This window comes from Sphingomonas sp., assembly GCF_023266535.1.
Taxonomy (GTDB): domain Bacteria; phylum Pseudomonadota; class Alphaproteobacteria; order Sphingomonadales; family Sphingomonadaceae; genus Sphingomicrobium.
In genome coordinates this window covers 1-26,257 of the sequence record NZ_JAHFPY010000038.1, presented here as the reverse complement: position 1 = coordinate 26,257, position 26,257 = coordinate 1, and the positions used below count along the sequence as shown (strand labels likewise).

Sequence of the window (26,257 nt, the reverse complement as noted above, 5' to 3'; positions counted from 1 at the left end):
CGCATCGACGATGCGCAAGCAGGACCTGATGTTCTCCATCCTCAAGGTCCGGGCCGAAAGCGGCGCCGAAATCAACGGCCAGGGGACCATCGAAGTCCTCAACGACGGCTTCGGCTTCCTCCGTTCGCCGGAGGCCAATTACCTCGCCGGGCCGGACGACATCTATGTCGCGCCGAACGTTGTGCGCCGCTTCGGCCTGCGCACCGGCGACACGGTCGAAGGCGAGATCCGCGCCCCCAAGGATGACGAACGCTATTTCGCGCTGACCAAGGTCACGCAAATCAACTACGACGACCCGGACGCGGTCCGCCACCGGGTCAATTTCGACAATCTGACGCCGCTCTATCCGGACGAGAAGCTCAAGCTCGATACGCTCGACCCGACCATCAAGGACAAGAGCGCGCGGGTGATCGACATCGTCTCGCCGCTCGGCAAGGGCCAGCGCGCGCTGATCGTCGCGCCGCCGCGGACCGGCAAGACCGTGCTGCTGCAGAACATCGCCCGGGCGATCACCGACAATAATCCCGAGGTGTTCCTGATCGTGCTGCTGATCGACGAGCGGCCCGAAGAAGTCACCGACATGCAGCGCAGCGTGAAGGGCGAGGTCATTTCCTCGACCTTCGACGAGCCGGCATCGCGTCACGTCCAGGTCGCCGAAATGGTGATCGAGAAGGCCAAGCGGCTGGTCGAGCACAAGAAGGATGTCGTCATCCTGCTCGACTCCATCACCCGCCTCGGCCGCGCCTACAACACGGTCGTGCCGAGCTCCGGCAAGGTGCTGACCGGCGGTGTCGACGCCAATGCCCTGCAGCGGCCGAAGCGCTTCTTCGGCGCCGCGCGCAACATCGAGGAAGGTGGCTCGCTGTCGATCATCGCCACCGCGCTGATCGACACCGGTTCGAAAATGGACGAGGTCATCTTCGAAGAATTCAAGGGCACCGGCAACAGCGAAATCGTGCTCGACCGCAAGGTCTCCGACAAGCGCATCTTCCCGTCGCTGGACGTCGGCAAGTCCGGCACCCGCAAGGAAGAGCTGCTGGTCGAGCAGAGCGTGCTCAGCAAGATGTGGGTGCTGCGCCGCATCCTGATGCAGATGGGCACGGTCGATGCGATGCAGTTCCTGCTCGACAAGATGAAGGACGCCAAGTCCAACGAGGACTTCTTCGCCTCGATGAACCAGTAAAGCCTGGCGACGCGTTAGGCGGCCATGATCAGCGGGTTCAGTTTCTCGAGCATCTTCACCGCCGCGGGCATGGCCAAGCTCGGCCAGATTGTCGTCGGCGACCTGACCATGGCCGGCGACAATGTCGTGATCATGGGCTCGCTCGCCGCCGGCCTTCCGGCCAAGGACCGCAAGCGGGTGCTGATGCTCGGCGTCGGCATGGCGCTGGTGTTCCTGATTACCTTCGCGGTGCTGGCGACCCAGCTGCTCAAAATCACTGGCCTGGTGTTTGCCGGCGGCCTGCTGCTGATGTGGGTTGCCTACAATATGGTGCAGGAGCTGCGACCAAAGGTCTTGGTGATCCACGACGATCCCGACACGCCTGAAGTCGAGGGCCCGCCGGCGACCAAGACCTTCCTGCAGGCGGCGATCCAGATCACCATCGCCGACCTCAGCATGAGCCTCGACAATGTGCTGCTGGTGGCGTCGATCGCGCGCGACAATCCGGCTTTATTGTTCGTCGGCCTGACCTTCTCGGTGCTGTTCATGGGGTTCGCGGCCAATTATGTCGCCAAGCTGATCCAGCGCTACCACTGGATCAATTACATTGGTCTTGCAGTGATCCTCTACGTCGGTCTCTCCATGATCTACGAGGGCTGGGTCGGCGGCGAGCATGTGCTAGGCCTGCGCAACGCATTGGGTTTCGCATAATAGGGATTCGACGATGAGCTTTGTTTCGGCCGAACTGGTTCAGCAGGAACAGGGCGTCGCGATGCTGGACCTCGCCTGGCTGGTTCTGGCGGCGGCGGCAGCGGGACTCAGCGGCTTTGCCGAGATGTGGGGCGCGATCACCAAGGATTTCGCCAACATCACCGATCCGGGCGCCTTTTCCGCATTCGTCCAGGTGCTGATGATCGACCTGGTGCTGGCCGGCGATAACGCCATCGTGGTCGGCGCGCTGGCCGCCGGCCTTCCCGCCGAGCAACGCAAGAGGGTCATTGTCATCGGGGTCGCGGCGGCGCTGGTGCTGCGCATCGCCTTTGCCCTGGTCGTCACCCAGCTGATGCAGATCATCGGCCTGATCCTGGTCGGCGGCCTGCTGTTGCTGTGGGTTAGCTGGCGGATGTGGCGCGACTTGCGCGCACCCCAGGAAAGCTCGCCGGGCTCCGAAGAGATTGTCGGCGATGAGCATAGCGGCCTGAGGCCGGCCAAGAGCTTTGCCGCCGCCGCCTGGGCGGTTGCCATCGCCGACGTGTCGATGAGCCTCGACAATGTGCTGGCGGTGGCCGGCGCGGCGCGAGACCACCCCGGCATCCTGATTGTCGGCCTGGTGTTCGCGGTCGCGCTGATGGGCGTCGCGGCCAATTTCATCGCGCGTTACATCGAGCGCTATCGCTGGATTGCCTACATTGGCCTGGCGGTGATCGTCTGGGTGTCATTCAAGATGATCTACGACGGCTGGATCCACCCCGAAGTCGGCATCGGCAGGCTGTTCGCCTGATCGCTTGCGGTCGGTCGAGCCCGCTGCAATGGCGGCAGCCATGAGCAATGCCGATACCATCGTTGCCCAGTCGAGCGGCCGTCCGCCGGCGGCCATTGCCGTCGTGCGGACCAGCGGGCCTGCGGCCAAGGCGGCGGCGGAGGCGCTGGCCGGTCCGCTGCCGGGCCCGCGACAGGCGGCGCTGAGGCGGCTGGTCGATCCTCGCGACAATAGCTTGATCGACCAGGCCCTGGTGCTGAGATTTGACGCACCGAACAGCTCGACCGGCGAAGATATCGTTGAATATCAATGCCATGGCGGAAGGGCGACGATTGACGCGTTGATCGGGGCGCTGCTTGCCCAGCCCGGCATTCGTCTCGCCGAACCGGGAGAATTCACACGCCGTGCGCTGGCCAACGGGCGCATCGACCTGACCGAGGCCGAGGGGTTGGCCGATTTGCTGGATGCGGAGACCGAGTTGCAACGGCGGTCGGCCATGGCCCGCGCCGGCGGAGCGCTGCGGACGCGGCTCGATGGATGGCGCGACCGGTTATTGGCGCTGGCGGCGCGGGCCGAAGTGGCGATCGACTATGCCGACGAGGAGGATGGGGCGGTTGACTCGGAATTGCGGCCCGAGATTCGGGCATTGGCTGAAGACATGGCGGGGTTGCTCGACGCGCCACGGGTCGAGCCGCTCCGCGATGGCATCCGGGTCGTTGTCGCGGGGCCGCCAAATGCCGGAAAATCCAGCCTGATCAATGCATTAACGCAAAGCGAGAGAGCGATCGTCACGCATATCGCGGGCACGACCCGTGACGTCATCGAAGTGCCAATTGCGATCGACGGGGTGCCGTTCGTCCTGGTCGACACGGCAGGATTGCGTGAATCGGACGATGTGGTCGAATCGATTGGCATCGAGCGGGCCCGAGGCGAGGCGGAAGCCGCCGACATCCTGCTGTGGCTTGGCCCATCGAGCGGCGCACCGGCTCACGCCGGGCGCATCCAGATTGCGCCCAAGGCCGATTTGGGAGAGGCTGGTAACGGCATTGCGGTGTCGGCCGTCACCGGCCAGGGTTTGTCGGAGTTGACCAATTTGCTGGTCAAGCGGGCTCGCCAGCTGCTGCCCAAGGGCGATCAGCTGGCACTGGACCGGCGGCAGCATTTGCTACTGGCCGAAGGACGGGCGGCTCTGGTGCGCGCTGCGGGCCTGGAGGATCCGGTGTTGATTGCCGAGGAGCTGCGCGTCGCGCGGCTGGCCATCGATCGGATTTCCGGTCGGGCCGGGGTCGACGAGCTGCTCGACGCGCTGTTTGGACGCTTTTGTCTGGGCAAATAGTTTCACGTGGAACAGTCGCGTTGAAGGACGTGCGGTCGGCTTGTATGGGCGGCTGATGTTCGACGTTCTGGTCATTGGTGGCGGTCACGCTGGATGCGAAGCGGCATGTGCCGCCGCTCGGCGTGGCGCGCGCGTGGCGCTGCTGACGTTCAGGGCGGACGATCTCGGCCAGATGAGCTGCAACCCGTCGGTCGGCGGGGTCGGCAAGGGCCATTTGGTGCGCGAGGTCGATGCGATGGGCGGGATCATGGCTCGCGCCGCCGATCGCGCCGCGATCCATCGCCGGATGCTCAATGCCAGCAAGGGCAGTGCCGTTCGCGGGCCTCGGGTGCAGGCGGATCGCCAATTGTATCGCACGGCCGTGGCCCAAATGGTCAGGGAGACTGGTGTCGCCGTTGTCGAGGGCGAGGTGGTTGCGTTGCTGTTTGCCGGCGGCACCGTGGCAGGGATCGAGCTGGCCGATGGCGCCTCGATCGAGGCTCGAGCCATCGTGCTGGCGACGGGGACGTTCCTTGGCGCCACCATGTTCCGCGGCGAAGAGCGCTGGACGGGCGGCCGGCAGGGTGGCCAGGCTGCTGCGGGGCTCGGCGGTCAAATCCGCGAACTGGGCCTGGCCCAGGGTCGGCTCAAGACCGGTACGCCGCCGCGGCTCGACGGCCGGACGATCGATTGGTCGAGGACCCAAACGCAGCCCAGCGATCGGACTGCCTGGACCATGGCGCTGGCGCCCAATCTTGCGCCGCTGCCGCAATTAAGTTGTGCGATTACAAGGACTAACGCGCGAAGTCATGACGTCATTCGGGCCGGGCTCGGCCGCTCGCCGCTGTTCGCCGGGGCGATCGAGGGCAGGGGTCCGCGCTATTGTCCGTCGATTGAGGACAAGGTCCATCGCTTTGGCGACCGCGATGGTCATCAGATCTTCCTCGAACCCGAGGGGCTGGCCAACCATCTGGTTTATCCCAACGGTATCTCGACCTCGCTGCCGGCCGACGTGCAGCTTGAGGTGGTCCGGAGCATCCCGGGCTTGGAGCGGACGGACATTGTCCAGCCCGGCTATGCGGTCGAATATGAATATGCCGATCCGCGCCGGCTCGATCCGACGCTGCAGCACCGTGAAGTCGGCGGATTGTTCTTCGCCGGGCAGCTCAACGGCACCACCGGTTATGAGGAAGCGGCCGCCCAGGGGCTGGTTGCTGGGCTCAACGCGGCGGCCGTTGCGCTCAATCTGGCCGAGGCCCGGTTCGACCGCGGGACGAGCTACATCGGCGTGATGGTTGACGACCTTACTCTGCAGGGTGTGAGCGAGCCTTATCGGATGCTGACCGCGCGTTCCGAATACCGGCTCCATTTACGCGCCGACAATGCGGTGTCGCGGCTTGGGCCGATGGCGCTCGAACTGGACGCGCTCGACGATGAGCATGCGGCGCTTGTCCGTGAACGGATCCAAGCCAAGGCCAAGGCCGCCGCGGCGCTACAGCTTGTGACATCGGGGACGGAGCTCGGGCTTTCCGACCCAGGCCGGAAGCCACTGGCCGACTGGGCGCGCCGGGAGGATCTTCTAGGGCGAATTCGCGAAAAGTTGCCGGATCATGCTGCCTCGGACGAGGCAATCGACGATGCGGCCTATGCCCCTTATCTGACCCGGCTGAACAGCGAGTTGGCGGCGCGGGAGAAGGACCGGCGGCTGGCCATCCCGCCCGCCTTCGATTTTACGCAAGTGCCTGGATTATCGAATGAAATGCGCGAACGGCTGGGTCAGGCGGGGCCCGCCGACATCGATCAGGCCGCGCGGGTACCGGGCGTCACCCCGGCTGCCCTGTCGGCGCTGCATTTCGCCTTGGTTCGCCAGGCCGCATGATTGACAACGAGGCGCGACTCGCACTGCAGGAGGTGCTGCGCGCGACATCCGGCTTCGCCTGTCCCCCGGACAGGCTGCAGGCGGATGTTCCACGTGAAACATTCGAACGACTTGAACGGTACGTCGAGCTTCTGTTGGACGAAAATGAGCGGCAAAACCTGATTTCACGGTCGACGACCGACGAGGTCTGGCAACGCCATATCCTCGACAGCGCCCAAATCGTCCCCTTCGCGCCACGTTCGGACTCGTCGTGGCTGGACATAGGCTCCGGAGCGGGGCTTCCAGGGCTGGTGGTGGCGATCCTGACGAAAGGCCCGGTGACGCTGGTCGAACCGCGCAAGCTGCGGGCCGATTTTCTGCAACGCGTCGCCGATGCCCTGGGATTGTCGGATCGGGTTGCGGTTCACGCGGCCAAAGCCGAACGAATCACCGGTTCCTTTGACGTGATTACCGCGCGCGCGGTGTCGTCGCTGGACGATTTGCTCAGGATATCCCGCCATCTGTCCACAGATAAAACGCGCTGGCTGTTCCCAAAGGGGAAAAGCGCGCAATCGGAACTGGATGAGGCCCGGCGGACATGGCAGGGTGAGTTTCGTCTGGAACCAAGCCGGACGGATCCCGCAGCGGCAATCATTATTGCCGAGCATGTCCAGCGGAGGGGGAAGCGATGATTCGCGTTGCGGTCGCCAATCAGAAGGGCGGGGTGGGCAAGACCACCACCGCGATCAATTTGGCGACGGCGCTGGCGGCGATCGGCTGGAAAGTGCTGCTGGTCGACCTGGACCCCCAGGGCAATGCCTCCACCGGCCTGGGCGTCGGGCGGGCCGCACGCGAGCGATCGACCTATGATGTGCTGCTCGGGGAAGCGAGTGTGGTCGAGTCCGTCGTGGCGACCAAGGTGCCGCGGCTCGACCTGCTCCCCGCGACCGTCGACCTGTCGGGCGCAGAGATCGAACTGGTGGCCATGGAGGACCGGACGCACCGCCTGGCTCAGGCGTTCGACGAAGTGCCGGCCGGACGCTGGGATATTTGCCTGCTGGACTGCCCGCCGTCGTTGGGTCTGCTGACCGTCAATGCCCTGGTCGCATCGCGCCAGCTGCTCGTCCCACTGCAGTGTGAATTCTTTGCTTTAGAAGGACTTAGCCAGCTCTTGCAGACGGTCGAGCGGATCCGCCTGGCCTATAATCCCGAGCTGTCGATCCTCGGCGTGGCGCTGACCATGTTCGACCGCCGCAACAATCTTTCGTCGCAGGTTGCCGAGGATGTCCGCGCCTGCCTTGGAACATCGGTGTTCGAAACAGTGGTGCCGCGCAATGTTCGCCTGTCGGAGGCGCCGAGCCATGGCTTGCCGGCGCTGATCTACGACCTGCGTTGCCCGGGATCGGAAGCCTATGTTCGCCTGGCCCGCGAAATCATGGCGCGGCTGCCCCAGGTCGAGGCGGTCGCCGCGTGAAGAAGGTAACCGGCCTTGGGCGTGGCCTTAGCGCGCTGATCGGCGAGGCGCCGGCGACGCGGCCGGACGCCCTCTCGGGTGGCGGTGTCCGGACGATCGAGATCGCTCGCATCCGGCCCAATCCGGCGCAGCCGCGGCAGGTGTTCGACGAGACCGCCCTGGCCGAGCTGGCGGCATCGATTTCCGAGCGCGGGGTGCTCCAGCCGATCATCGTCAGGCAAGTTGAAGATGGTTATGAACTGGTCGCGGGCGAGCGCCGCTGGCGCGCTGCGCAAAGGGCGCAACTTCATGAAATTCCAGCCTTAGTCCGGGAATTCGATGAGGAATCGCGGGCCGAGGTAGCGCTGATCGAGAATGTCCAGCGCGAGAATCTGAACGCGATCGAAGAGGCCGAAGCCTATCGCCGGCTGATCAGCGGTTATGGCCACAGCCAGGAGGTCGTCGGCAAGCTGGTCGGCAAGTCGCGGAGCCATGTCGCCAACCTACTGCGGTTGCTGGAATTGCCCGACACAGTGCGCTTAATGCTGCTGCGAGGCGATATCAGCATGGGCCATGCGCGGGCCATCGCCACCGCGCCCGACCCCGAAGAATTGGCCAATGAAATCGTCGAGGGCGACTTGTCGGTGCGCCAGGCCGAGCATCTGGCCAAGCGGGTGCGCCCGGGAGCGGGGACCGATATCGGCCGGGCATCGGCGCGCAACGCGCAGCGGCCGGTTGACGCCGATCTGGCGGCGCTGGAGCGGCAACTGAGCGATTTGCTGGGCATCCGCGTCAAGGTGACGCACGGCAAGAGCGGCGGAACGGTGGCGCTTCACTATAGCACGCTCGACCAGCTCGACTTGATTTGCCAACGCCTCAGCGGGGAACCGATTTAACGACCGCGGCCTGCCGCGCGGGCCAGCGTCACCAGCGATTCCCCCAGCGCGGACTCATCGTCCAGCGGGCGCAGCATAATCTGCCGCTCCAGCGCCGCGACGCGCGTAGCTGCCTCGGCCAGCCGCTCGGCCGGCCAGATCGTCAGCAGCCGCTCGATCAGCGGTTTGTCTTTCCAGAACAATGCTTTACCCATTGACGCCATGACGCCCTCGACCCGCTCCCCACGCTCGATCCGGGCGCGCAGCGGGGCCAGCATCAGCAGTCGCCGCTGCAGGGCGCGCAAGACCGGAACCGCCTCCGACCCGCCATGCGGCAGGCGCGCCAATTCCTCGAGCAACGCATCCATCCGTCCGGCCAGCGCCAAATCACCGAGCCGCATCAAATCGGCTTCGGCCGAATCCGCTCCCAGCAAATCCACGGATTCGGGATCGAGATCGCACGGATTGTCCGGCCCGGCGCCAAGGTAAAGCGCGAACTTGACCACCTCCTGCGCGGCGATCGCCTGGTTTCCCGCCGATGACGCCGCAACCCGGCGGGCCAGGTCGGGCGAAATGCGCAGCCCCTGGTCCCGCCCCATGTCGATGATCGTTCGCTCCAGGTCCCGCGCGTCGGGCGCATAGCTGATGTGCGACAGGGCCAGCGGATGAGCATCGGCCAGCTTGAGCAGTGCCGATGTCTTCCTGAGCGACCCAGCGATGGCAATCGCCGCGCTTTCGCAAGCCGCCGCGTCGAGCAGGGCTTCGACGCTCTCCAAAATCTCCTCACCCGCCGGTTCGATCCAGATCGCCCGTTTGCCGCCAAACAATGAGATAGCACTCGCTTCATCGGCCAATAGCGCCGGATCGGACTTGATCGCTTGCCCGGCCAGGGCAAACTTCTCCGCCTCAAGCCCGCGCAACAGCTGGTTGGCAAGCGCGCGCGATCCGGCTTCGTCGACGCCGTGGAACAGGTAGAAACGGACCGCGGGATCAGGCCGGTCCAGCGCCTTGGGAATGCTGCCCTTGGCGGTCCTCATTGCTCGCCGGAGCGGCGAATGAACAAGGCCAGGCGCGACACCATCTGGTCGGCAATGCCATCGGCCAACCGCTCCTGCGCTGTCTGCTCGGCGGCGACGGTCGCATATTCCGAGCTGACAATGTCGATGCCGGCATCGGAGCCGGCGGTTGCATCGAGCACCACCGCGCCGGTCTTGAGCTCGACCAGCCGGTAGCGGGCGCGCAGCGTCCGGCGCTCGCGCGTCGCCGCACTGTCGCCACGGATGCCGAAGGCGGTGATATTGTCGTCGAGTTCGACATCCAGCCGATAGCTAGCATTGCCGGGCTCTCCGCCCAGCCGGTCGACCAGGGCGTTGCGGACCAGCCAGCCGGCCCGTTCGGGAATCGGAGCCACCTGGATGGTGGTGAGCCCGCTTGCCACATGCCCGGAACCCCCGCCACCATACATCGGCTGAAGCCCGCAGGCGGCGAGCAGCAGCATCAAGGCCAAGGCGGCGACACGCATCATGCGACGATATTGACCAGCCGGTCGAGAACCACAATCACCTTGCGTGGGGTTCCGCCCGCCAGCTGCGACTGGACCTTGGGCAGCGCCAGCGCCCTGGCCTCGGCATCTTCCCTGGCAAGACCCCGCGGCGCAGTCATGGTTTCGCGAAGCTTGCCATTGACCTGCACCGCGATGGTCACCTCGTCATCGACCAGCATCGCCGGGTCGAAGCTCGGCCAGGCCGCATCGGCAATCATGCCGCTTTCGCCGCGGGCCGCCCAAGCCTCCTCGGCCAGATGGGGCGCACCCGGGGCAATCAGTAGCAGCAGCGTGCGGATCGCCTCGTCACGCGTCGCCGACGGCTTCGACTTTTCGATGCCGCTGGTCAGCTCGTAGAGCGCGGCGACCGATTTGTTGAACTGCAGCCCCTCGATCGCCTCGCCGACCGCGGCGACGGTCCGGTGCACCTTCTTCAGGAGGGTCAGATCCTTGCCCTCGTTTCCGGCCGGGGATCGGACTAGGCGCCAGACGCGCTGGACGAAGCGTGCGGCGCCCTCGATCCCGCTCTCAGACCATTCGAGATCGCGCTCCGGCGGGGAATCCGACAGCATGAACCAGCGCACCGCGTCGGCGCCGTAGCGGTCAAGAATCGGCTCGGGGTCGACCGTATTCTTCTTCGACTTGGACATTTTCTCGACCCGGCCGCGGCGCACCTCGGCCCCGGTCGCACGCTCGATCAGCACATCGCCCTCGCGCACTTCGACCTCGTCCGGATTGAGCCAACGCCCGTCCGGCGTTTCGTAGGTCTCGTGGGTCACCATGCCCTGCGTGAACAGGCCCTTGAACGGCTCCTTGACCGAAATCTTGCCCATCCGCTCGAGCGCCATGGTCCAGAAGCGCGCATAAAGCAGGTGCAAAATGGCATGCTCGACCCCGCCGATATATTGTCCGACCGGCAGCCATTTCTCGGCCTCGGCGCGATCGAACGGCTGGTTGTCGGGCTGGCTGGCGAAGCGAATGAAATACCAGCTGGAATCGACGAAAGTGTCGAGCGTGTCGGTCTCCCGCCGCGCCAGCCCGCCGCATTGCGGGCAATTGACTTTGGTCCAGTTCGGGTGCCGGTCGAGCGGGTTACCGGGAATGTCGAAGCTGACATCCTCGGGCAGCACCACCGGCAGTTGGTCGCGCGGCACGCCGACCGGTCCGCAGGCATCGCAATGGATCACCGGGATCGGCGTCCCCCAATAGCGCTGGCGCGACACGCCCCAGTCGCGCAGCCGATACTGGGTCTTGCCCTGGCCCCAGCCGGCGGTCTCGGCACGGCGGATCACCTCGGCCCTGGCCTGCTCGCTGGTCATGCCATCGAGGAACTGCGAATTGACCGCCACGCCGGGATCGGTTTCTGGCTCGATGATCGGCGCCGATGCGCCATCGCTGGCGGTAGCCACCACCCGCCGGATCGGCAGCTTGTACTTGGTCGCAAATTCATAGTCGCGCACGTCGTGGCCGGGCACGCCGTAAAGCGCGCCAGTGCCATATTCCATCAGCACGAAATTGGCGATCCACACGGGCAGGCGCCAATCGGGATCGAACGGGTGGATGACCTCCAACCCGGTATCGAGGCCGAGTTTTTCGGCGGTCTCGATCTCGGCCGCGCTGGTCCCGCCGGCCTGCGCCCGGGCGATGAACTCTGCCACCTCAGGCCGCTCGGCGGCGAGCGCTTCGGCGATTGGGTGGCCGGGTGAAATGGCGACAAAGCTCGCCCCGAAGATGGTGTCGGGACGGGTGGTGAACACGTCGATGTCACAGGTCCCGCCCGGCATGCTCATCGCCAGCCGGAAGCAGAATTGCAGCCCCTGGCTCTTGCCGATCCAGTTCCGCTGCATCAGCCGGACCTTGTCGGGCCATTGGTCGAGCCCGTCGAGGCCGTCGAGCAATTCCTCGGTGAAGTCGGTGATCTTGAGGAACCACTGCGACAGCTTCTTGCGCTCGACCGGGGCGCCCGAGCGCCAGCCCTTGCCGTCGATCACCTGCTCATTGGCGAGCACAGTCATGTCGACTGGGTCCCAGTTGACCTCGCTCTCCTTCCGCATGACCAGCCCGGCTTCCATCAGGTCGAGGAACAGCGCCTGTTCATGGCCGTAATAGTCGGGCTCGCAGGTGGCGAGCTCGCGGCTCCAGTCTAGCGCGAAGCCGATCCGCTGCAGCTGCTCGCGCATCGTCGCGATGTTCTGCCGCGTCCAGCTTCCGGGGTGGACCTTCTTTTCCATCGCCGCATTTTCGGCCGGCATGCCGAACGCGTCCCAGCCCATCGGGTGGAGCACTTCAAAGCCCTGCATCCGGCGGAACCGGGCCAGCACGTCGCCCATCGTATAGTTGCGGACGTGTCCCATGTGGATGCGCCCCGACGGGTAGGGGAACATCTCCAGCACATAGGCCTTGGGCTTGGCCGAATTGCTGTCGGCATGAAAGCTTCCGGCTTCCGCCCAGCGCCGCTGCCAGCGCCGGTCGGCAACCGCCGGATCGAAGCGGTCGGTCATTCTTCGATAGCCTTAACCGCCGACGGTGGTGCGCCGAAGGTCGCGGGCGCGGGTGAGGATGATGTCCTCAAGCTTCTGGACGGTTGCCGCCGCCACCGGCGCGTCGACCCAGGTGCCGTTCTGGTTGACCTGGCGGCTGGCTGCGACCCGCAGCGCGTCGGCGCGCAGATCCTGGTCGATGATCGACACGGTCAGCTTGACCCGTTCGCCCGGCGAATTGGGGTTGGTGTACCAATCGGTGACGATGACGCCGCCATTGCTGTCCGCCGTGACCAGCGGCGCGAACGACAAGGTGTCGACCGCGGCGCGCCATAAATAGCTGTTCACGCCGATGCTGGTCATGCGCGACGGCGCCAGCTCGATCGGAATATCCTTGTTCTTGGAACAGGCCGGGAGCGCGATGGCCGAAGCGACCATGGCAATAAGGGTAAGGCTCAGGCGGGACATAAACTCTCTCTTTGCGAACAAGGCGGGCTTGGACAGGCGTTATAGATGCTGCCACCGTCTCGGCAAGCGACAGAATCAAAGGGACAAACGGCGATTCTTGTGGACTCCGCGCAACAGGGGGCGCCGGAATCGATTCCAGTCATGGAACCGACAGGTTCGAACGCCTATATCCGAAAACGAACAGGAGTCTTTGACGCGTGTCCAACAGGGAGATCATGACTGGCGGAAAGCTGGCGCTCGCGCTGGCTGCTGCTGCCATGGTGATGACCCCGACGATTGGCCTCGCCGCCGTAGGCAAGCAACGTCCGCCGGCTATCTCCTTGAGTTTCGACAATATTCCGAGCTTCACGCCGGCGTCTGCTGATCCGCGCCTGGCGGCGCTGTTCGCCAATGGCGGTCCGTCGATCGCCGATTTCCGATTCACGCCGGCGGCCGCCAAGGGCCGTCCGTCGCAGTTGCGAGTCGCAGTCCGAGCGAGCGGCGCGCCGAGTCCCGCCCGCCCGATCGAGGTCGCGGTGGCCTCCCCGCTGACCGGTTTGGCGCCCGCGCAATATGATCTGGGCCTGGCCGTCGGCTGGAAGCGCCTCGCCGTGTCCGGCGACGTCTCCAAGTCTACCAGCTTCGATCCGGCGATCGGCACGCGCGAATCCGCGGTGGTTGGTGTCAGCTACAACCTTAAGCGCTTTACCGGCCGGGTCGCGGTCGGCGGCGAGCGCAATGACAGCCGCATCGCCCCGCTGGCCCGCCCGGACAGCTATTCATTGGACGTTGGCGGTTCCTACAACATCAGCCGCAACATCGCGCTGACCGGCGGCGTTCGCTACAAGGTCGAGCGCGACGAGATCCCGGCGCTGGCCGACACGCATCGCGACAGCAAGGCCGTCTACGTCGGCACCGCCTTCAAGTTCTAAGCCAGCAATCGATCCCGGCAAATCCATGGAATCCGCGCTGGTGCAGTGCGGCGAAGCGATTCTCGTCCATTCCGCCAAGGGCAATGGCCGGGCAGCCGACCAGCAGGGCCAGCTCGCGCGCGCGTTCCTGACCTAGTGCCGGCCGTCCCGGATGCGAGCGAGTCGGGAAGATCGGACCAATAAAGGCAAGCGCTGCACCCATTTTCCGGGCGGCTGCGGCCTGGGCTTCATCATGCACGGCAGTTGAGGCGGGGAGGCTGCCGGGCTCGCTTGGATTGTGCACCAGCGCCGCGTCGAGGTCGCTCGCCAGGGATCGGCTTCCCGCCACGCCCAGCACCAATCCTCGGTCGACTGCGCGCCGTCCGAGCTCGCGGCCGATCTCCAGGCGTTCGGATTCGGATAGGCTGTAATGGCGAAAGACGATGCCGCCACCGGCGGGCAGCCGATCGACCGCTTCCCATAGCCGCTCGCCAAGCCGCTCGTCGGTCATCAGCCACCGCCGCGGCCATGAGGGCTGGTTCGTTGCCATCGCGCTTCCTATAGCGCGCGCCATGAGCGATGCCGCAACCCGCCTGGACATTGTGCGCGAGCAAATCGTCCGCGCCGCCAAGGCCGCGCGGCGCAAGGCCGGGGATGTCACGCTGGTCGCGGTGACCAAGCAGCGCGGGGCGAACGAGATTGAGCCGCTGATTGCCGCGGGGGTCACGGACTTCGGCGAGAATCGCGTCCAGGAAGCCGCCGAGAAATGGCCGGCCCTTCGCAATGCTCACCCCAACGTCAGGCTGCACATGGTCGGGCGGCTGCAATCGAACAAGGCCGACGAAGCCATTGCGCTGTTCGATGTGATCCACTCGCTCGACCGGCGCTCGCTGCTCGATGCGCTGGTCAAGGCGGGCGACAAGGCCGGCCACTATCCGGACGTCTTTGTCCAGGTGAACATCGGCACCGAGGAGCAGAAGGGCGGCGTGGCCATCGAAGATCTGCCCGGCTTCCTCGGCCAGGTCCGCGCCTCGCCGCTGCCGCTGGCAGGATTGATGGCGATGCCGCCGCTCGAAAAGCAGCCGGGGCCCTATTTCGCCTTGCTGGCCGAACTGGCCCGGCGCCATGACGTCACCGGTCTCAGCATGGGAATGTCGAGCGACTATCCGACCGCCGTGATGCTGGGGGCGACAATCATCCGCGTCGGCAGCGCACTCTTCGAAGACTAGTCGAGGTGCCCGCTCTTCTTGCGCTTGGTCGCGAGATAGTCGGCGTTGTGCGGGTTGGTCGGCATATGGTGTGCTACCCGCGCAGCCACCTCGATCCCTTCCGCCGCGAGCCCGGCGATCTTGTTGGGATTATTGGTCAGCACCCGCACCCGCTCGGCGCCCAGCGCGCGCAGCATCGCCGCGGCCATGCCATAGTTGCGCTCGTCATCGGCAAAGCCGAGCCGGCGGTTGGCATCGACCGTGTCGAGTCCGCGATCCTGCAGCGCATAGGCGCGCAGCTTGTTGGCGAGGCCGATGCCGCGTCCCTCCTGCCGAAGGTAAAGCAGGATTCCGCCGCCCTCGGCGCCAAGAATCCTGAGCGCTTCCTTGAGCTGCGGCCCGCAATCGCATTTGAGGCTTCCGAAGACATCGCCGGTCAGACACTCGCTGTGCAGCCGGATCAGCGGCGGCTTTCCGCCGAACGCGCCGACAACCAGCGCGACATGTTCTTCGCCGCTGGCAGGATCGCGGAAGGCGACCATCTGGCTCGGCGGCAGATCGTCGAGCGGCAGCTTGGCCCGGGCCACGATCGTCGCCACCGGAGCAAGTGTGGCGGCAGTGATATCGGCGGGTGCGATCGCAACATTGGTTTCGGTGTCGACCAGCCAGAGCGCCGGCAGCAGGCCTGCCAATCGCGCAAGGGTTAGCGCGGCTTTGGCGCAATCGGGATGCTCGACCGGGATTGCCTCCAGTGGGCCCAGCGGGCCGCGATCGAAATCCCGCCCCGGATCGGCCAACGCCCTGGCAGACTCGCGGTCGAGCCACTCGCAATGATTGACCTCGACCGGATGGGTTGGATCGGCCGCCTCGCGCTCATTGGCCAGGCCCAGCGCCATTGCCCTGGGGCCGCTGATCAATAGCGGCGCGCATCCGTCCGGATCGACCAGCTCGAGCATCGCCTCGCTAGCAGTTTCAACCGACAGCACGGTCTCGCTGCCGACCTGGACCGGCCGTCCGGCCTTCAAGGCGGCGATTGCCCGCTCGATCGCCGATGTCTCGCTCACACGGCCAGCTCGAGGATCAATGGAACATGGTCCGATGGCCGTTCCCAGCCGCGGCAGGCTTCGAGAACGCGGTGGCCTGTGGCCTGTAGTGCCAGCTCGGGCGATGCCCACATATGGTCGAGCCGGCGGCCGCGATCGCTCACCGCCCAATCCTGCGCGCGATAGCTCCACCAGGTGAAATTGCGGTCGGGCGCCGGGATGAATTGGCGGCCGAGGTCGACCCAGTCATGGGCCGCCTGCAGCCGACCAAGCGTTTCGACTTCGATCGGTGTGTGGCTGACCACGTCGAGCAGCGCCTTGTGGTTCCACACGTCGCATTCCAGCGGCGCGATATTGAAGTCGCCGACGATCAAAGTCGGCTCAGCCAACTTTTCCGACCAGCGGGTCATGCGCTCGATAAAGTCCAGCTTCTGGCCGAACTTGGAGTTTTGCTTCCGGTCGGGAATGTCGCCTCCGGCCGGAATATAGACATTCTCGAGCCGGATCCCGCACGGCAGGCGGGCGCCAACATGCCGCGCCTCGCCATTGTCCTGCCAGTCGTGGCGGCCGGGATCGCCCAGCGGCACCCGCGACAGGATGGCGACGCCATGGTGCATCTTCTGGCCGTTCAACTCGTGATGAACATAGCCGCGCGAATGGAACAGCTCGGCCGGGAAGACATGGTCCTGAGCCTTGGTCTCCTGCAGGCAGAGGATGTCGGGCTGCTCCTCGTCGAGCAACCGCTCGACGATCTGTGCGCGGGCGCGGATCGAATTGATGTTCCAGGAAGCGATTTTGAGCTTGGTCACGGAATGCCATGTAGCGCCCTTCACGGCTGTGTGAAGGAGGGCCAGCAAAAGGAGGGCCCTCACATTGGCGGAGGGCCTTTCCATAGGGGTGCCCCACACACCTATGGAAAGGCCCTTGCTCCGGGGGCATGGAGCAAGGGCCGACCAAGCGTTCGTCACGCAAGGTGATCGTCGCGGACCCGGGTAACAGGGGGAAACCCCGGTATGCGGCGATCTAACCCTATGTATAGGTTCGCCAAGCTGTCGCCAAGCTTAACAGTTTTGGATTGCTACGCTTTCTTGCGCTTGGGCTCGGCAAAATTGAAGGCATCGTCGGGCACCGCGACATTGAAGCGCTGGTTCGACAATCGCACCGTGGTCTTCTTGTTCTGGGCGTCGATTGCCGTCCAGCCCTCCAGCCTGAGGCCGCCCGGCGCATTGCCGCTGCGGACAAAGGCCAGCACCAGCGTTCCGAACTCGGGGCGACGCGGATCGCGGGCGCGAACCACCACCACTTGCTCATTGTTGCTGGGCACGATCCGGGCGATGCGGCCGAGATCGGGGTTCGGTGCCAGCAGCACCGCCAGCGGCGAGCTGCCGATTGCCCATTTGCTGTGCTGGGCGACGTCATAGTCGAGGTAGTGCAGGGTCTTGCCGTCGGCGACCAGCAGGGCGTTGACCCCGCCGCCATAGGCAAAGCGGATCTTGCCGGGCCGCTTGAGGCTGAGCGTTCCAGCCAGCTGGCGTCCCCTACCGTCGGTCTGCACGAAATCGGCGGTCAGCGACTGGGTGCCGCCAAGGCTTGCCTCGACCGCCTTCAGCTCGCCGGACGTTGGTGCCGGCGCCGCGGTCGCAACGGTTGCGACCAGGGCAAGCGGAGCGAACGCGCGCGCGGCCTTGCTCATCAAAATCATCACAAAACTCCCGAAAACGTTCCGCCTGATGTGGCGCTTGGGGTTTGAATGCGCCCTGAACCTGTGGGTTCCGCTTCGTTCAGCTAAATTGGATGCCCGTCGGTGTCGATCAGCACCTCGCGCCGGCCGACATGGTCGGGTTGCCCGACCAGCCCGTCCTTCTCCATCCGCTCGATCAGCCGCGCCGCGCTATTGTAGCCGACCCGCAGCTGGCGCTGGAGATAGGAAGTCGATGCTTTCTGGCTTTCCGCAACGATCTGGATCGCCTTGCGATAAAGCTGGGTTTCCGGATCGTCGTCGCCGACCGGCTGGCCGTCGAACAAATAGCCGCCGTCCTCGGGCTCCTCGGTGACCGCCTGGATATAATCGGGGACGCCCTGCCTGCGCCAATGGTCGGCCACCGCGCGCACTTCCTCGTCGCTGACGAACGGGCCGTGGACGCGGATGATCTGCTTGCCGCCAGGCATGTACAGCATGTCGCCCTTGCCGAGCAGCTGTTCGGCGCCTTGCTCGCCAAGGATGGTGCGGCTGTCGATCTTGCTGGTGACCTGGAAGCTGATCCGGGTCGGCAAATTGGCCTTGATCACGCCGGTGATGACGTCGACCGACGGCCGCTGCGTCGCCATGATCAGGTGAATGCCGGCGGCACGCGCCTTCTGCGCCAGCCGCTGGATCAGGAACTCGACCTCCTTGCCGGCGGTCATCATCAGGTCGGCCAGTTCGTCGACCACCACCACGATCTGCGGCAGCACCTCATATTCCAGCTCTTCGGTCTCATAGAGTGGTTGGCCGGTGTCGGCGTCATAGCCGGTCTGGACCCGTCGCCCGAGCCTCGAGCCCTTGGCCTTGGCGTCGCGAATTTTGGCGTTGAAGCTGGCCAGCTGGCGGACGCCGAGGCTGGCCATCATCCGGTAACGCTCCTCCATCTGCTCGACGGTCCATTTGAGTGCCCGGATCGCCTTGCCCGGCTCGGTCACGACCGGGGCGAGCAAGTGCGGAATGTCGTCGTAGGTGCTGAGTTCGAGCATCTTCGGGTCGATCATGATCATCCGGCATTCGTCGGGGCTCATCTTGTAGAGCAGCGACAGGATCATGCAGTTGAGGCCGACCGACTTGCCCGATCCGGTGGTGCCGGCGACCAGCAGGTGCGGCATCGGCGCGATGTCGGCGATGACCGGATCGCCCGAGATATTCTTCCCCAGGATAAGCGGCAGTGACATGTTCTGGTCTTCGAACGCCTGGCTGCCGATCAGCTCGCTTAAGCTGACGGTTTCGCGCCTGGCGTTGGGCAGCTCGATGCCGATCACGCTGCGGCCGGGGATGGTCGCTACGCGCGCCGACAGCGCCGACATGTTGCGGGCAATGTCGTCGGCTAGCTGGATGACCCGGCTGGCCTTGATGCCGCTGGCCGGCTCCAGCTCGTACATGGTGACGACCGGCCCGGGACGGACTTCGACAATGTCGCCGCGGACATGGAAATCCTCGAGCACGCTTTCCAGCAGCCGGGCGTTCCGCTCCAGGCCCGCGCGATCGATATTGCCTTTGGGCTTGTCCGGTGGCCGCGCCAGCAGGTCCAGCGCCGGCAGCTGGTAATTGTCACCCAGTGCCAGGCTGGTTTGGCCGGGAAGCGCACCCTTGCCTTTCTTCGGATTGGGCTTGGCGGCCGGGGCGATGGCCCGCGCCGGCTCCGCCACGGCGACCGCCGGGCGCGAACGTGGCGGTGCGGCAACCCGCTCGTCGTCGTCGATGGCGACCTCCCGGCTGCGGCGAGGCTTGGGGGCGATGCTCGGGTCGCGCCGGAAACGGTCCGCCGCCCATTGCCTCTCTTCCGGCCGGATGCCGAGCGCCAGCCAGCCGATGACAAATCCGCCCAGCGCGAGGATGGCCATCAATGCCAGCCGCAGCGGGCCTTCAATCTGCGGGTTATCGAACAGCCGCACCGCCGAATCCACGCCATAGGCGCCGGCCAGGCCAAGCGCGCCGCCGTAACCCGCGGGCAGACCCGACACCGCCGAACCTGCGTAAAGACCAAGTGCAATCCCGATCAGGAAGACGCCGAGCGCGGCGACCAGCAGCGCCCGACGCAACGGCCCGGTATCGACCCCCCGCACCATCCGGAGGCCGATCAGCGCGACCAGCGGCAGGAACAGCGCCGCGGCCGGTCCGAACAGGAACAACAACGCGTCGCTCGAATAGGCGCCGAACGACCCCAGCCAATTGACCGGAGGGCCTCCGGCGGCGGTGGTCAGGCTGGGATCGGTGCTGGAATGGGTGATGATGGCGACGCCAAGCGCGATCGACAGGCCGATCAGCGCAACGCCAATCGTCTTGCGGACGAAGCCGCGGATCGAGGCCGCCAGCGTATCGCGCCAGTGCGGCTCCAGATCCTTCTTCTGCGCGCGCTGCGCGGCCGTCGCCATGACGTCACTTCCCCCGGCATTTCCGTCGGCTTCCATTGTGCCTGTCGCCGGACTCGGGGGCAAGGCTTCCCTCTTGCCGATGCGACGATTAGTGAAGCGGCCATGGATCGGGCGGACGTAATCATCCTTGGCGGCGGGCTGGTCGGGCTGGCGCTGGCGGCGGCGCTGGATGCCAGCGGGCTTTCATCGATCGTGGTCGATCCCGCCGATCCGGACGCGCGCAAAACGCAAGCGTTCGACGGTAGGACCAGCGCGCTCAGCTCCTCGTCGAAGCGGATGTTCGATACGGTCGGCATCAGCGACCATTTCCCGGTGCCCGGCTGTCCGATTCGGCGGATCGAGGTAGCCGATGGGCTCGATCCGGGCGGGCTGGCGTTCGATCCGGGCGACGATGACGAGCCGCTGGGCTGGATGAACGAGAACCGCCATTTGCGGACCGCGCTGCTGGCGCGGACCCAGGCCGGCAAGAATATCTGGCTGATGTGGAAGGCCAAGCCAGCGCAGGTCGATCGCGGCGACCATGGCGTCTCTGTCCGGCTGGAAGATGGCCGCGTCATCGGCGCGCCGCTGCTGGTTGCCGCGGAAGGGCGCAACTCGCCGATGCGCGAGGCGGCCGGTATTCGCATCGCCCGCTGGAAATATGACCATAGCGCGATCGTCTCGACGCTTCGCCACGAGCGCAGCCATGACAATGTCGCCTACGAGATTTTCTACCCGTCCGGCCCCTTTGCGCTGCTGCCGATGACCGACGATGAGGGCGGACATCGCTCGGCGATCGTCTGGTCGGTCAAGGCCGAGGATGCGGCCGGATTCCTCTCGCTAAGCGAGGGCGATTTCGCGACCGAGGCCGAAGCGGCGATGGGTGGCTTCCTCGGCAGAATCGAACTGCTTGCGCCACGTTCAACTTACCCGCTCGGCTTCCATCATGCCGCGCGGATCACCGATCGCCGCTTGGCGCTGGTCGGCGATGCCGCGCACGGCATCCACCCGATCGCCGGGCAAGGCGTCAATCTCGGCTATCGCGACGCGGCCGCGCTGGCCCAGGTGCTGGTCGAGGGCGCACGGCTGGGGCTCGACCTTGGCGACCAGCAGCTCCTCACCCGCTACCAGCGCTGGCGCGGGCTCGACACCTTCATGGTCAGCCTGGCGACTGACAGCCTGACGCGAATCTACGGCATTCGCGGCAAGACGGCCTCAAAGGTCCGCCGGTTCGGCATGGGCGTCATCAACCGCATCGGCCCGGTCAAGGAACGGCTGATGGCCGAGGCGCGCGGCACCAGCGGCGACCTGCCACTACTGCTTCGGGGATTGCCGATTTAATCCTCCCCGGAACGGGGAGGGGGACCTTGCGAAACATGGTGGAGGGGGTCCTGAGGTCCATGCTCGCTTGTTCCCCGGACAAGCTGCGCGTGGACCTACTGGAGTGTTTGCCCGACGTCGGCGCCGCCCGGCGCCAGGCGCTGGAACTGCATCAGCTGCACCACCAGGTCGGCGCGTCCGGCCAGCGTCGGTTCCTCGAGAAGCGCTTGCTTGGCGCCGACGTCGAACGGTGCGACCTGGGCGATGGCATTGACCAGCATTTCGTCATCGAGTTGGCCGACCGCGGCCCAATCGATTGCAAGGCCAAGCGCATCCCCAAACCTCTTGGCCTCGCGCTCGACCTCCGCGCGCTGGACCAGCGCCAGCGCCGGCGGCTCGCTGTCGTCGAACGCCGCCAAATCGACGTCGGCCTGGCGATAAGCGGTGCCGAGGTCGCGCTCGGCGATCAGGCGGAAGCGGTTCGACCCGTGCAGCACAATGTTGAACCGGCCGTCGTCAAGCTCCTCCGCCGCGACGATTTCGCCGAGGCAGCCGGCCTGGAACAGTTCGACCGGCTCGACGATCTCGCCTTCGATCTCACCGAGCCTCGGCTGGATCATGCCGATCCGTCCTTGGCCGGCGAGCGCATCACGGACCATATCGCGATAGCGCGGTTCGAAAATGTGGAGCGGCAGTTGCGCCCGCGGCAGCAGGATCGCGCCAGCCAGCGGAAACAGTGGAATCCGCGCCGGGTTGGCCCCCATCATGTGAACAGCACGGCCGACAGGCGGCGGCGTTGCGCCCGCGCCCAGGGGTCCTCGAGGCCGGTTGCCACAAGGATTTGCAGCAGTCGCGACCGCGCTGCGCCGTCATTCCATTCCCGGTCGCGGGCAATGATCGCCAGCAGCGCATCGGCTGCGGCATCGCGGTCGCCGGCCGCCAACCGCGCCTGGGCGATGGCGAAGCGCGCCTCATGGTCATCCGGATTGGCGGCGATGCGCGCCTCTTCGGCCGACACGTCGGCTGCCGGCGCCGCTGCCACTTCGAGCATGGCCAGCGCCCGCGAAATGGCCGGGTGCTTTTTCTGCTCATCGGTCAGCGAATCGAGCAATGCCCGCGCCTTGTCGGTCTTGCCGCCCTCGACCATCGCCCGTGCAAGGCCGCCGATCACGACCGGGTTTTCAGGATCCATTTCGCGGATCTGGGTAAAGACATTCTCGGCGCGCGGCGCGTCGCCGTCGGCCAGCACTTGCTCGGCCATCGCAATCAGCGGCTCGACCTGCGCGGCGAGGTCCTGTGCCTCGCCCTTGACCGGCAGCTGCGCGAGCAGCTGATCGAGGATGCGCTTCAGCTGCCCTTCGGTCCGATAGTTGGTGAGGTCGGCGACCGGCTGACCCTGGAACATGGCGTAGACGGTCGGAACTTGCTGGATCCGGAATTGGGTTGTGATCAGCCTATCTTGATCAACATCGATCCTGACCAACTTGACGCCCCTGTCGGCGTAATCGGCGGCGATCTTGTCGAGCGTCGGTTCCACCTGCTCTCGCTGCCCATGCCGGCCCGACCAGAAATCGAGGATGACGAGGCTGGTCATCGACGGTTCGATGACCTCGCGCTGGAAACGCTCGATTTCCGCGCGTTCTTCCTCGCTCACGCCCAATGTCGCCACGAACAACTCCTCGCCGATGGTCCCCGCATATGGGCTTCGGCGATGGGGGCGGCAAGTCAAGCGCATGGGGGTTGCGTGCCCCGACCCGCAATGCTAGGCGCCCGCTCCACCCCAGCCGCACGACCATATGCGGCTCGGCGCCAGAGCGGGCGTAGCTCAGGGGTAGAGCACAACCTTGCCAAGGTTGGGGTCGAGGGTTCGAATCCCTTCGCCCGCTCCATTTCTCGCATCACCGATTGACGCCGTTGGGGCAGGCAGACATTCGTCGGTCAATGCTCGACCACGCTGGCACGCGGCCATTCTGGCAGCTCAAGCTGCGCACCGCCGCGGCGATGGCGCGCTTGTGCGCGGCGCGCCTGCTGGTTGCCTGGGTTCCGTTCAATCGCTGGCGGGGCACCCTCGGCCTGGGCGGAGGCAATGGCGAGCCCTCGACGACCGCAGCCGCAAAATTGGCGGGTGACGTGGAATGGGCCGCGACGCGCTGGCCGCTCGAGAGCAAATGCCTGCCACGTGCCATGGCGCTGAGCTGGATGCTCCGCCGCAGGCAGATCGCCCATGCGGTGGTGATCGCGGTTCGGCCCGATCAGCTGCGCCAATCGCCCGACGCCCTCCACGCCTGGGTCGAGGTGGGTGGCGAGAAGGTGCTCGGCGATCTGCCGGGGCCGTGGATCGAAACCGCACGGCTTGGCGGATAGGCGCGATGGGGTCACAAGGCGTCACCATCAAAAAGGCCAGCAATCCATCGTGAAATCGGTCGAGTTCCTGCTGACGGTCGAATGTTGCCGCGCCGCGTTCGACGGGGGAAAATCGCGCAAGCTCGCCGAGCTGACCGCAGCGGTCGATCGGGACCGGTTTGTGCGGGTTGCCCGCTACCACCGGGTCCAGGGGCTTGCGTGGAACGGCTTGCAATCGTCCGGAGCTGATGTTCCTGGCGAGATCGCGGCGTCCCTTTCCGCCGACACCAAGGTCATTGCCGCATCGAACCTCAAGGCTTTGGCCGAAGCCGGTGCGATGCTGGCCCAGTTTGAGCGGGCCGGCATCCCGCTGCTGTTCGTAAAGGGCCTGACACTGGGCGCGCTGGCCTACCCCAATCCGATGCTCAAAATGGGCTGGGACATCGATATATTGATTGGCGAGGGTGACCTTTTGCGGGCGGCCGGGGAGCTGGAGGCGCGCGGCTATCGCCGCATGATTCCTGCCCCGTCCGCGGATTTGAAGAACTGGCACCAACGCAGCAAGGAGTCGGTATGGGCCAGGCCGGAGGAGCGCCTCTATGTCGAGCTCCACACGCGGCTGGCCGACAATGTCGAGCTGATTTCCGGCATCGGCGTCGATTCTCCCCGACAGCTGGTTGGGGCCGCATCCGGGGCCGCATTACCGACCCTCGCCGGTGATGAGCTATTTGCCTATCTTTGCGTCCACGGCGCTTCGAGCCTGTGGTTCAGGCTCAAATGGATCACCGATCTGGCCGCTCTGCTGCACCACCTTCCTCCCGGCGAAATCGAAGCGCTTTACGACCGCTCTCAACTGCTAGGTGCCGGCCGGGCCTCTGCCCAGGCGCTGCTCCACGCCGATGACCTTTACGGGACACTTGCCGGAACAGATCTTCGGCAGCGCCTTCAGGGGGATCGGGCTTCGTCCTGGCTGGCCGCAGCGGCGATGAAGCAGGTCGCCGGCCGGGATGAGCCGCGCGAGCCCGTCACCCTGCCATTGGGAACCGCCTGGATTCACCTCAGCCAGTTGCTCCTGCGGCCCGGCATCCGCTTCAAACTCGGCGAACTGATGCGCCAGCTGCGCGGCATGGCGCTTGGCTGAAGCCGCCCAAAAGCATTGGGGCCGCCCGTTTCCGGACAGCCCCACATGAAAACCCATCAAGTCCGCCGTGCGGTTACTTGATCTTGGCTTCCTTGAACTCAACATGCTTGCGCGCGACCGGGTCGTACTTGCGGAACGACATCTTCTCGGTCTGGTTGCGCGGGTTCTTCTTGGTCACATAGAAAAAGCCGGTGTCAGCGGTGCTGACCAGCTTGATCTTGACGGTTGCCGGCTTGGCCATCGCGAAAGTCCTGTTGCGCTAAAAAATGAAGGCGGGCCGTAAGGCACCGCCCGAACCGCGGCTCCATGACGGCCAGGGGTGATTCTGTCAAGCCAAAGGGCTTTGACTCCTCGTTAACCATTTTCGGCGAGCCTTGGCCAGTGAACGGAGATTCGATCATGGCTGGCCTCGATTCGCTCAATATCGTCCGCCTTCGCCTCGGCGAGCGCATTGCCGAGATCGAGGAGCGCGTTGCGCGGCTGAAGCCGATCGATATCTGCGCCAAGATGGAGGCCATCCGCTCGCTTGCCGCCGAGCATGGCATGGCGGCGATGGAAGGCCTGGCCGACTATGGCGCGCATCATGCGCTGCTGCCCGGCCATGTCGCCGCGACCCGCGCCTGCCTCGAACATATGGGCGAGGCTCTGGTCAGCGATGGCGGCGTTCGGGACCGCGAATCGATCCTCGCCGCATTGGCGATCCGCCTGCACTAAGAAAAAAGCCCGCCCGGATCGCTCCGGACGGGCTTTTGTATCCCCGCTCTGGGGAGAATTCAGGCCAGCGGCTGCAGGTTCACTGCCGCATATTTGCCGCGCCGGTCGACCTCGATGTCGAACTCGAAGCGGTCGCCCTCGTTGATCGTCGGCAGACCGGCGCGCTCGACCGCCGAGATATGCACGAATGCATCCGGCTGGCCGTCGTCACGGCTGATGAAACCGAAGCCCTTCATCGAGTTGAAGAACTTGACGGTGCCCTGGGCCTTTTCGCCGGTCAGCTGCCGCTGCGGGCCGCCACCGAAGCCGCCCTCACGGCCGCCTTCGCGCGGCGCCGAAGTGCGAACGACTTCCATCGGTTCGCCTTCGATCTTGAGGTTGGTCGCCGAGATGCGTCCGCCGCGATCCACCAAGGTGAAGTCAAGCGGCTGGCCGTCGGCCAGATCGGTCAGGCCGGCCTGCTCGACCGCCGAGATGTGAACGAACACATCCTCGCCGCCATCATCGCGAACGATGAAGCCGAAGCCCTTCTGCGGGTTGAAGAATTTGACGACGCCCTTGCCTTCGCCAACGACCTGGGGGGGCATTCCGCCACCGCCAGCGCCGCCACCGCGGAAACCGCCGCCGCCACCGCCGCCGCCGCGGAAACCACCGCCGCCGCCGCCGCCGAAGCCGCCACCGCCGCCGCGATATCCGCCGCCGCCACCGGCACCGCCGCCGAAGCCGCCGCGATCGCCGAAGCCACCGCCGCCGAAGCCGCCACGATCGCTAGGACCGCGGTCGAATCCGCCGAACTCCTCGCCACCACCGAAACTGTCGCGCTTGTCACGGCCGCGACCACCGCGGTCACCCTTACGCCCTCG

Annotated in this window: 27 protein-coding genes and 1 tRNA gene; 15 read left to right on the top strand and 13 right to left on the bottom strand. The window is 65.6% G+C overall.

Annotated features, from left to right (window positions below; translation table 11 throughout):
- From rho to Q0C64_RS07570, 8 genes are all read left to right on the top strand, one after another.
- Positions 1-1,183: transcription termination factor Rho (rho, locus tag Q0C64_RS07605; protein WP_294122300.1), on the top strand; the 1,183-nt coding region annotated here is incomplete at its 5' end.
- A gap of 24 nt (positions 1,184-1,207) precedes the next feature.
- A complete protein-coding gene (locus Q0C64_RS07600; protein ID WP_294122298.1) occupies positions 1,208-1,873 on the top strand; it encodes a YjbE family putative metal transport protein in 666 nt (221 codons plus the stop codon).
- Between the two features lie 61 nt (positions 1,874-1,934).
- Positions 1,935-2,663, top strand: coding sequence for a YjbE family putative metal transport protein (locus Q0C64_RS07595; RefSeq protein WP_294122308.1), 729 nt, complete (start codon positions 1,935-1,937; stop codon positions 2,661-2,663).
- 40 nt (positions 2,664-2,703) lie between these two features.
- Positions 2,704-3,978 carry a tRNA uridine-5-carboxymethylaminomethyl(34) synthesis GTPase MnmE gene (mnmE, locus tag Q0C64_RS07590; protein ID WP_294122295.1) on the top strand — a complete coding sequence of 425 codons (1,275 nt, stop codon included), beginning with the start codon at positions 2,704-2,706 and terminating at the stop codon, positions 3,976-3,978.
- A gap of 55 nt (positions 3,979-4,033) precedes the next feature.
- Complete coding sequence (gene mnmG, locus Q0C64_RS07585) at positions 4,034-5,836, top strand: tRNA uridine-5-carboxymethylaminomethyl(34) synthesis enzyme MnmG (RefSeq protein ID WP_294122290.1); 1,803 nt, start codon at positions 4,034-4,036, stop codon at positions 5,834-5,836.
- The gene (gene rsmG, locus Q0C64_RS07580; RefSeq protein ID WP_294122288.1) at positions 5,833-6,507 is read left to right on the top strand and encodes a 16S rRNA (guanine(527)-N(7))-methyltransferase RsmG; all 675 of its coding nucleotides are present in this window, start codon (positions 5,833-5,835) and stop codon (positions 6,505-6,507) included. The genes mnmG and rsmG overlap by 4 nt, the downstream gene beginning before the upstream one ends.
- Positions 6,504-7,289 carry a ParA family protein gene (locus tag Q0C64_RS07575; RefSeq protein WP_294122286.1) on the top strand — a complete coding sequence of 262 codons (786 nt, stop codon included), beginning with the start codon at positions 6,504-6,506 and terminating at the stop codon, positions 7,287-7,289. The genes rsmG and Q0C64_RS07575 overlap by 4 nt, the downstream gene beginning before the upstream one ends.
- Complete coding sequence (locus tag Q0C64_RS07570; RefSeq protein WP_294122283.1) at positions 7,286-8,164, top strand: ParB/RepB/Spo0J family partition protein; 879 nt, start codon at positions 7,286-7,288, stop codon at positions 8,162-8,164. Before Q0C64_RS07575 ends, Q0C64_RS07570 begins: the two co-directional genes overlap by 4 nt.
- On the opposite strand, the gene holA is transcribed toward Q0C64_RS07570, so the two are convergent.
- The 4 genes from holA to Q0C64_RS07550 are packed head-to-tail and all read right to left on the bottom strand — an operon-like array spanning position 8,161 to position 12,634.
- Positions 8,161-9,180, bottom strand: a complete 1,020-nt coding sequence (holA, locus tag Q0C64_RS07565; RefSeq protein ID WP_294122280.1) for a DNA polymerase III subunit delta — start codon at positions 9,178-9,180, stop codon at positions 8,161-8,163. The genes Q0C64_RS07570 and holA overlap by 4 nt on opposite strands.
- On the bottom strand, positions 9,177-9,668 hold the full coding sequence (lptE, locus tag Q0C64_RS07560) for an LPS assembly lipoprotein LptE (protein WP_294122278.1): 492 nt from the start codon (positions 9,666-9,668) through the stop codon (positions 9,177-9,179). The genes holA and lptE overlap by 4 nt, the downstream gene beginning before the upstream one ends.
- Positions 9,665-12,187, bottom strand: a complete 2,523-nt coding sequence (leuS, locus tag Q0C64_RS07555; RefSeq protein WP_294122276.1) for a leucine--tRNA ligase — start codon at positions 12,185-12,187, stop codon at positions 9,665-9,667. Before leuS ends, lptE begins: the two co-directional genes overlap by 4 nt.
- A 12-nt stretch (positions 12,188-12,199) precedes the next feature.
- On the bottom strand, positions 12,200-12,634 hold the full coding sequence (locus Q0C64_RS07550) for a DUF3576 domain-containing protein (RefSeq protein ID WP_294122274.1): 435 nt from the start codon (positions 12,632-12,634) through the stop codon (positions 12,200-12,202).
- Between the two features lie 197 nt (positions 12,635-12,831).
- On the opposite strand from Q0C64_RS07550, the gene Q0C64_RS07545 reads away from it, so the two are divergent.
- Complete coding sequence (locus Q0C64_RS07545; RefSeq protein ID WP_294122272.1) at positions 12,832-13,545, top strand: hypothetical protein; 714 nt, start codon at positions 12,832-12,834, stop codon at positions 13,543-13,545.
- On the opposite strand, the gene Q0C64_RS07540 is transcribed toward Q0C64_RS07545, so the two are convergent.
- On the bottom strand, positions 13,535-14,074 hold the full coding sequence (locus Q0C64_RS07540) for a thiamine phosphate synthase (protein ID WP_294122270.1): 540 nt from the start codon (positions 14,072-14,074) through the stop codon (positions 13,535-13,537). The genes Q0C64_RS07545 and Q0C64_RS07540 overlap by 11 nt on opposite strands.
- A 22-nt stretch (positions 14,075-14,096) precedes the next feature.
- Between Q0C64_RS07540 and Q0C64_RS07535 the strand changes: the two genes are divergently transcribed.
- Complete coding sequence (locus Q0C64_RS07535; RefSeq protein WP_294122268.1) at positions 14,097-14,753, top strand: YggS family pyridoxal phosphate-dependent enzyme; 657 nt, start codon at positions 14,097-14,099, stop codon at positions 14,751-14,753.
- On the opposite strand, the gene ribA is transcribed toward Q0C64_RS07535, so the two are convergent.
- From ribA to Q0C64_RS07515, 4 genes are all read right to left on the bottom strand, one after another.
- Complete coding sequence (gene ribA, locus Q0C64_RS07530; RefSeq protein WP_294122265.1) at positions 14,750-15,796, bottom strand: GTP cyclohydrolase II; 1,047 nt, start codon at positions 15,794-15,796, stop codon at positions 14,750-14,752. The two genes, Q0C64_RS07535 and ribA, sit on opposite strands and share 4 nt — an antisense overlap.
- On the bottom strand, positions 15,793-16,584 hold the full coding sequence (locus Q0C64_RS07525) for an exodeoxyribonuclease III (RefSeq protein ID WP_294122263.1): 792 nt from the start codon (positions 16,582-16,584) through the stop codon (positions 15,793-15,795). Before Q0C64_RS07525 ends, ribA begins: the two co-directional genes overlap by 4 nt.
- A gap of 269 nt (positions 16,585-16,853) precedes the next feature.
- Positions 16,854-17,477, bottom strand: coding sequence for an outer-membrane lipoprotein carrier protein LolA (locus tag Q0C64_RS07520; protein ID WP_294122260.1), 624 nt, complete (start codon positions 17,475-17,477; stop codon positions 16,854-16,856).
- Between the two features lie 83 nt (positions 17,478-17,560).
- The gene (locus Q0C64_RS07515) at positions 17,561-19,897 is read right to left on the bottom strand and encodes a DNA translocase FtsK 4TM domain-containing protein (RefSeq protein ID WP_294122305.1); all 2,337 of its coding nucleotides are present in this window, start codon (positions 19,895-19,897) and stop codon (positions 17,561-17,563) included.
- A 102-nt stretch (positions 19,898-19,999) separates the two neighbouring features.
- Between Q0C64_RS07515 and Q0C64_RS07510 the strand changes: the two genes are divergently transcribed.
- Positions 20,000-21,217: an FAD-dependent monooxygenase gene (locus Q0C64_RS07510; protein WP_294122258.1), complete on the top strand. Its 1,218-nt coding sequence runs from the start codon at positions 20,000-20,002 to the stop codon at positions 21,215-21,217.
- Positions 21,218-21,312: 95 nt separating this feature from the next.
- Here Q0C64_RS07510 and Q0C64_RS07505 read toward each other — a convergent pair whose 3' ends face one another.
- Complete coding sequence (locus Q0C64_RS07505; RefSeq protein ID WP_294122302.1) at positions 21,313-21,960, bottom strand: LON peptidase substrate-binding domain-containing protein; 648 nt, start codon at positions 21,958-21,960, stop codon at positions 21,313-21,315.
- The gene (locus tag Q0C64_RS07500) at positions 21,960-22,865 is read right to left on the bottom strand and encodes a tetratricopeptide repeat protein (protein ID WP_294122255.1); all 906 of its coding nucleotides are present in this window, start codon (positions 22,863-22,865) and stop codon (positions 21,960-21,962) included. Before Q0C64_RS07500 ends, Q0C64_RS07505 begins: the two co-directional genes overlap by 1 nt.
- Before the next feature lie 145 nt (positions 22,866-23,010).
- Between Q0C64_RS07500 and Q0C64_RS07495 the strand changes: the two genes are divergently transcribed.
- From Q0C64_RS07495 to Q0C64_RS07485, 3 genes are all read left to right on the top strand, one after another.
- Positions 23,011-23,085 (top strand) — tRNA-Gly (locus Q0C64_RS07495).
- Between the two features lie 52 nt (positions 23,086-23,137).
- Positions 23,138-23,560 carry a lasso peptide biosynthesis B2 protein gene (locus Q0C64_RS07490; protein WP_294122252.1) on the top strand — a complete coding sequence of 141 codons (423 nt, stop codon included), beginning with the start codon at positions 23,138-23,140 and terminating at the stop codon, positions 23,558-23,560.
- Positions 23,561-23,609: 49 nt separating this feature from the next.
- Positions 23,610-24,680: a nucleotidyltransferase family protein gene (locus Q0C64_RS07485; RefSeq protein ID WP_294122250.1), complete on the top strand. Its 1,071-nt coding sequence runs from the start codon at positions 23,610-23,612 to the stop codon at positions 24,678-24,680.
- Positions 24,681-24,753: 73 nt separating this feature from the next.
- Here Q0C64_RS07485 and rpmG read toward each other — a convergent pair whose 3' ends face one another.
- Positions 24,754-24,921, bottom strand: a complete 168-nt coding sequence (gene rpmG / locus Q0C64_RS07480) for a 50S ribosomal protein L33 (protein ID WP_037498456.1) — start codon at positions 24,919-24,921, stop codon at positions 24,754-24,756.
- 158 nt (positions 24,922-25,079) lie between these two features.
- Between rpmG and Q0C64_RS07475 the strand changes: the two genes are divergently transcribed.
- Positions 25,080-25,394, top strand: coding sequence for a hypothetical protein (locus Q0C64_RS07475; protein ID WP_294122244.1), 315 nt, complete (start codon positions 25,080-25,082; stop codon positions 25,392-25,394).
- Between the two features lie 59 nt (positions 25,395-25,453).
- Here the strand turns inward: Q0C64_RS07475 and Q0C64_RS07470 are convergent.
- Positions 25,454-26,257 (bottom strand): cold-shock protein (locus tag Q0C64_RS07470; protein WP_294122241.1); only part of this gene is annotated, 804 nt, incomplete at its 5' end.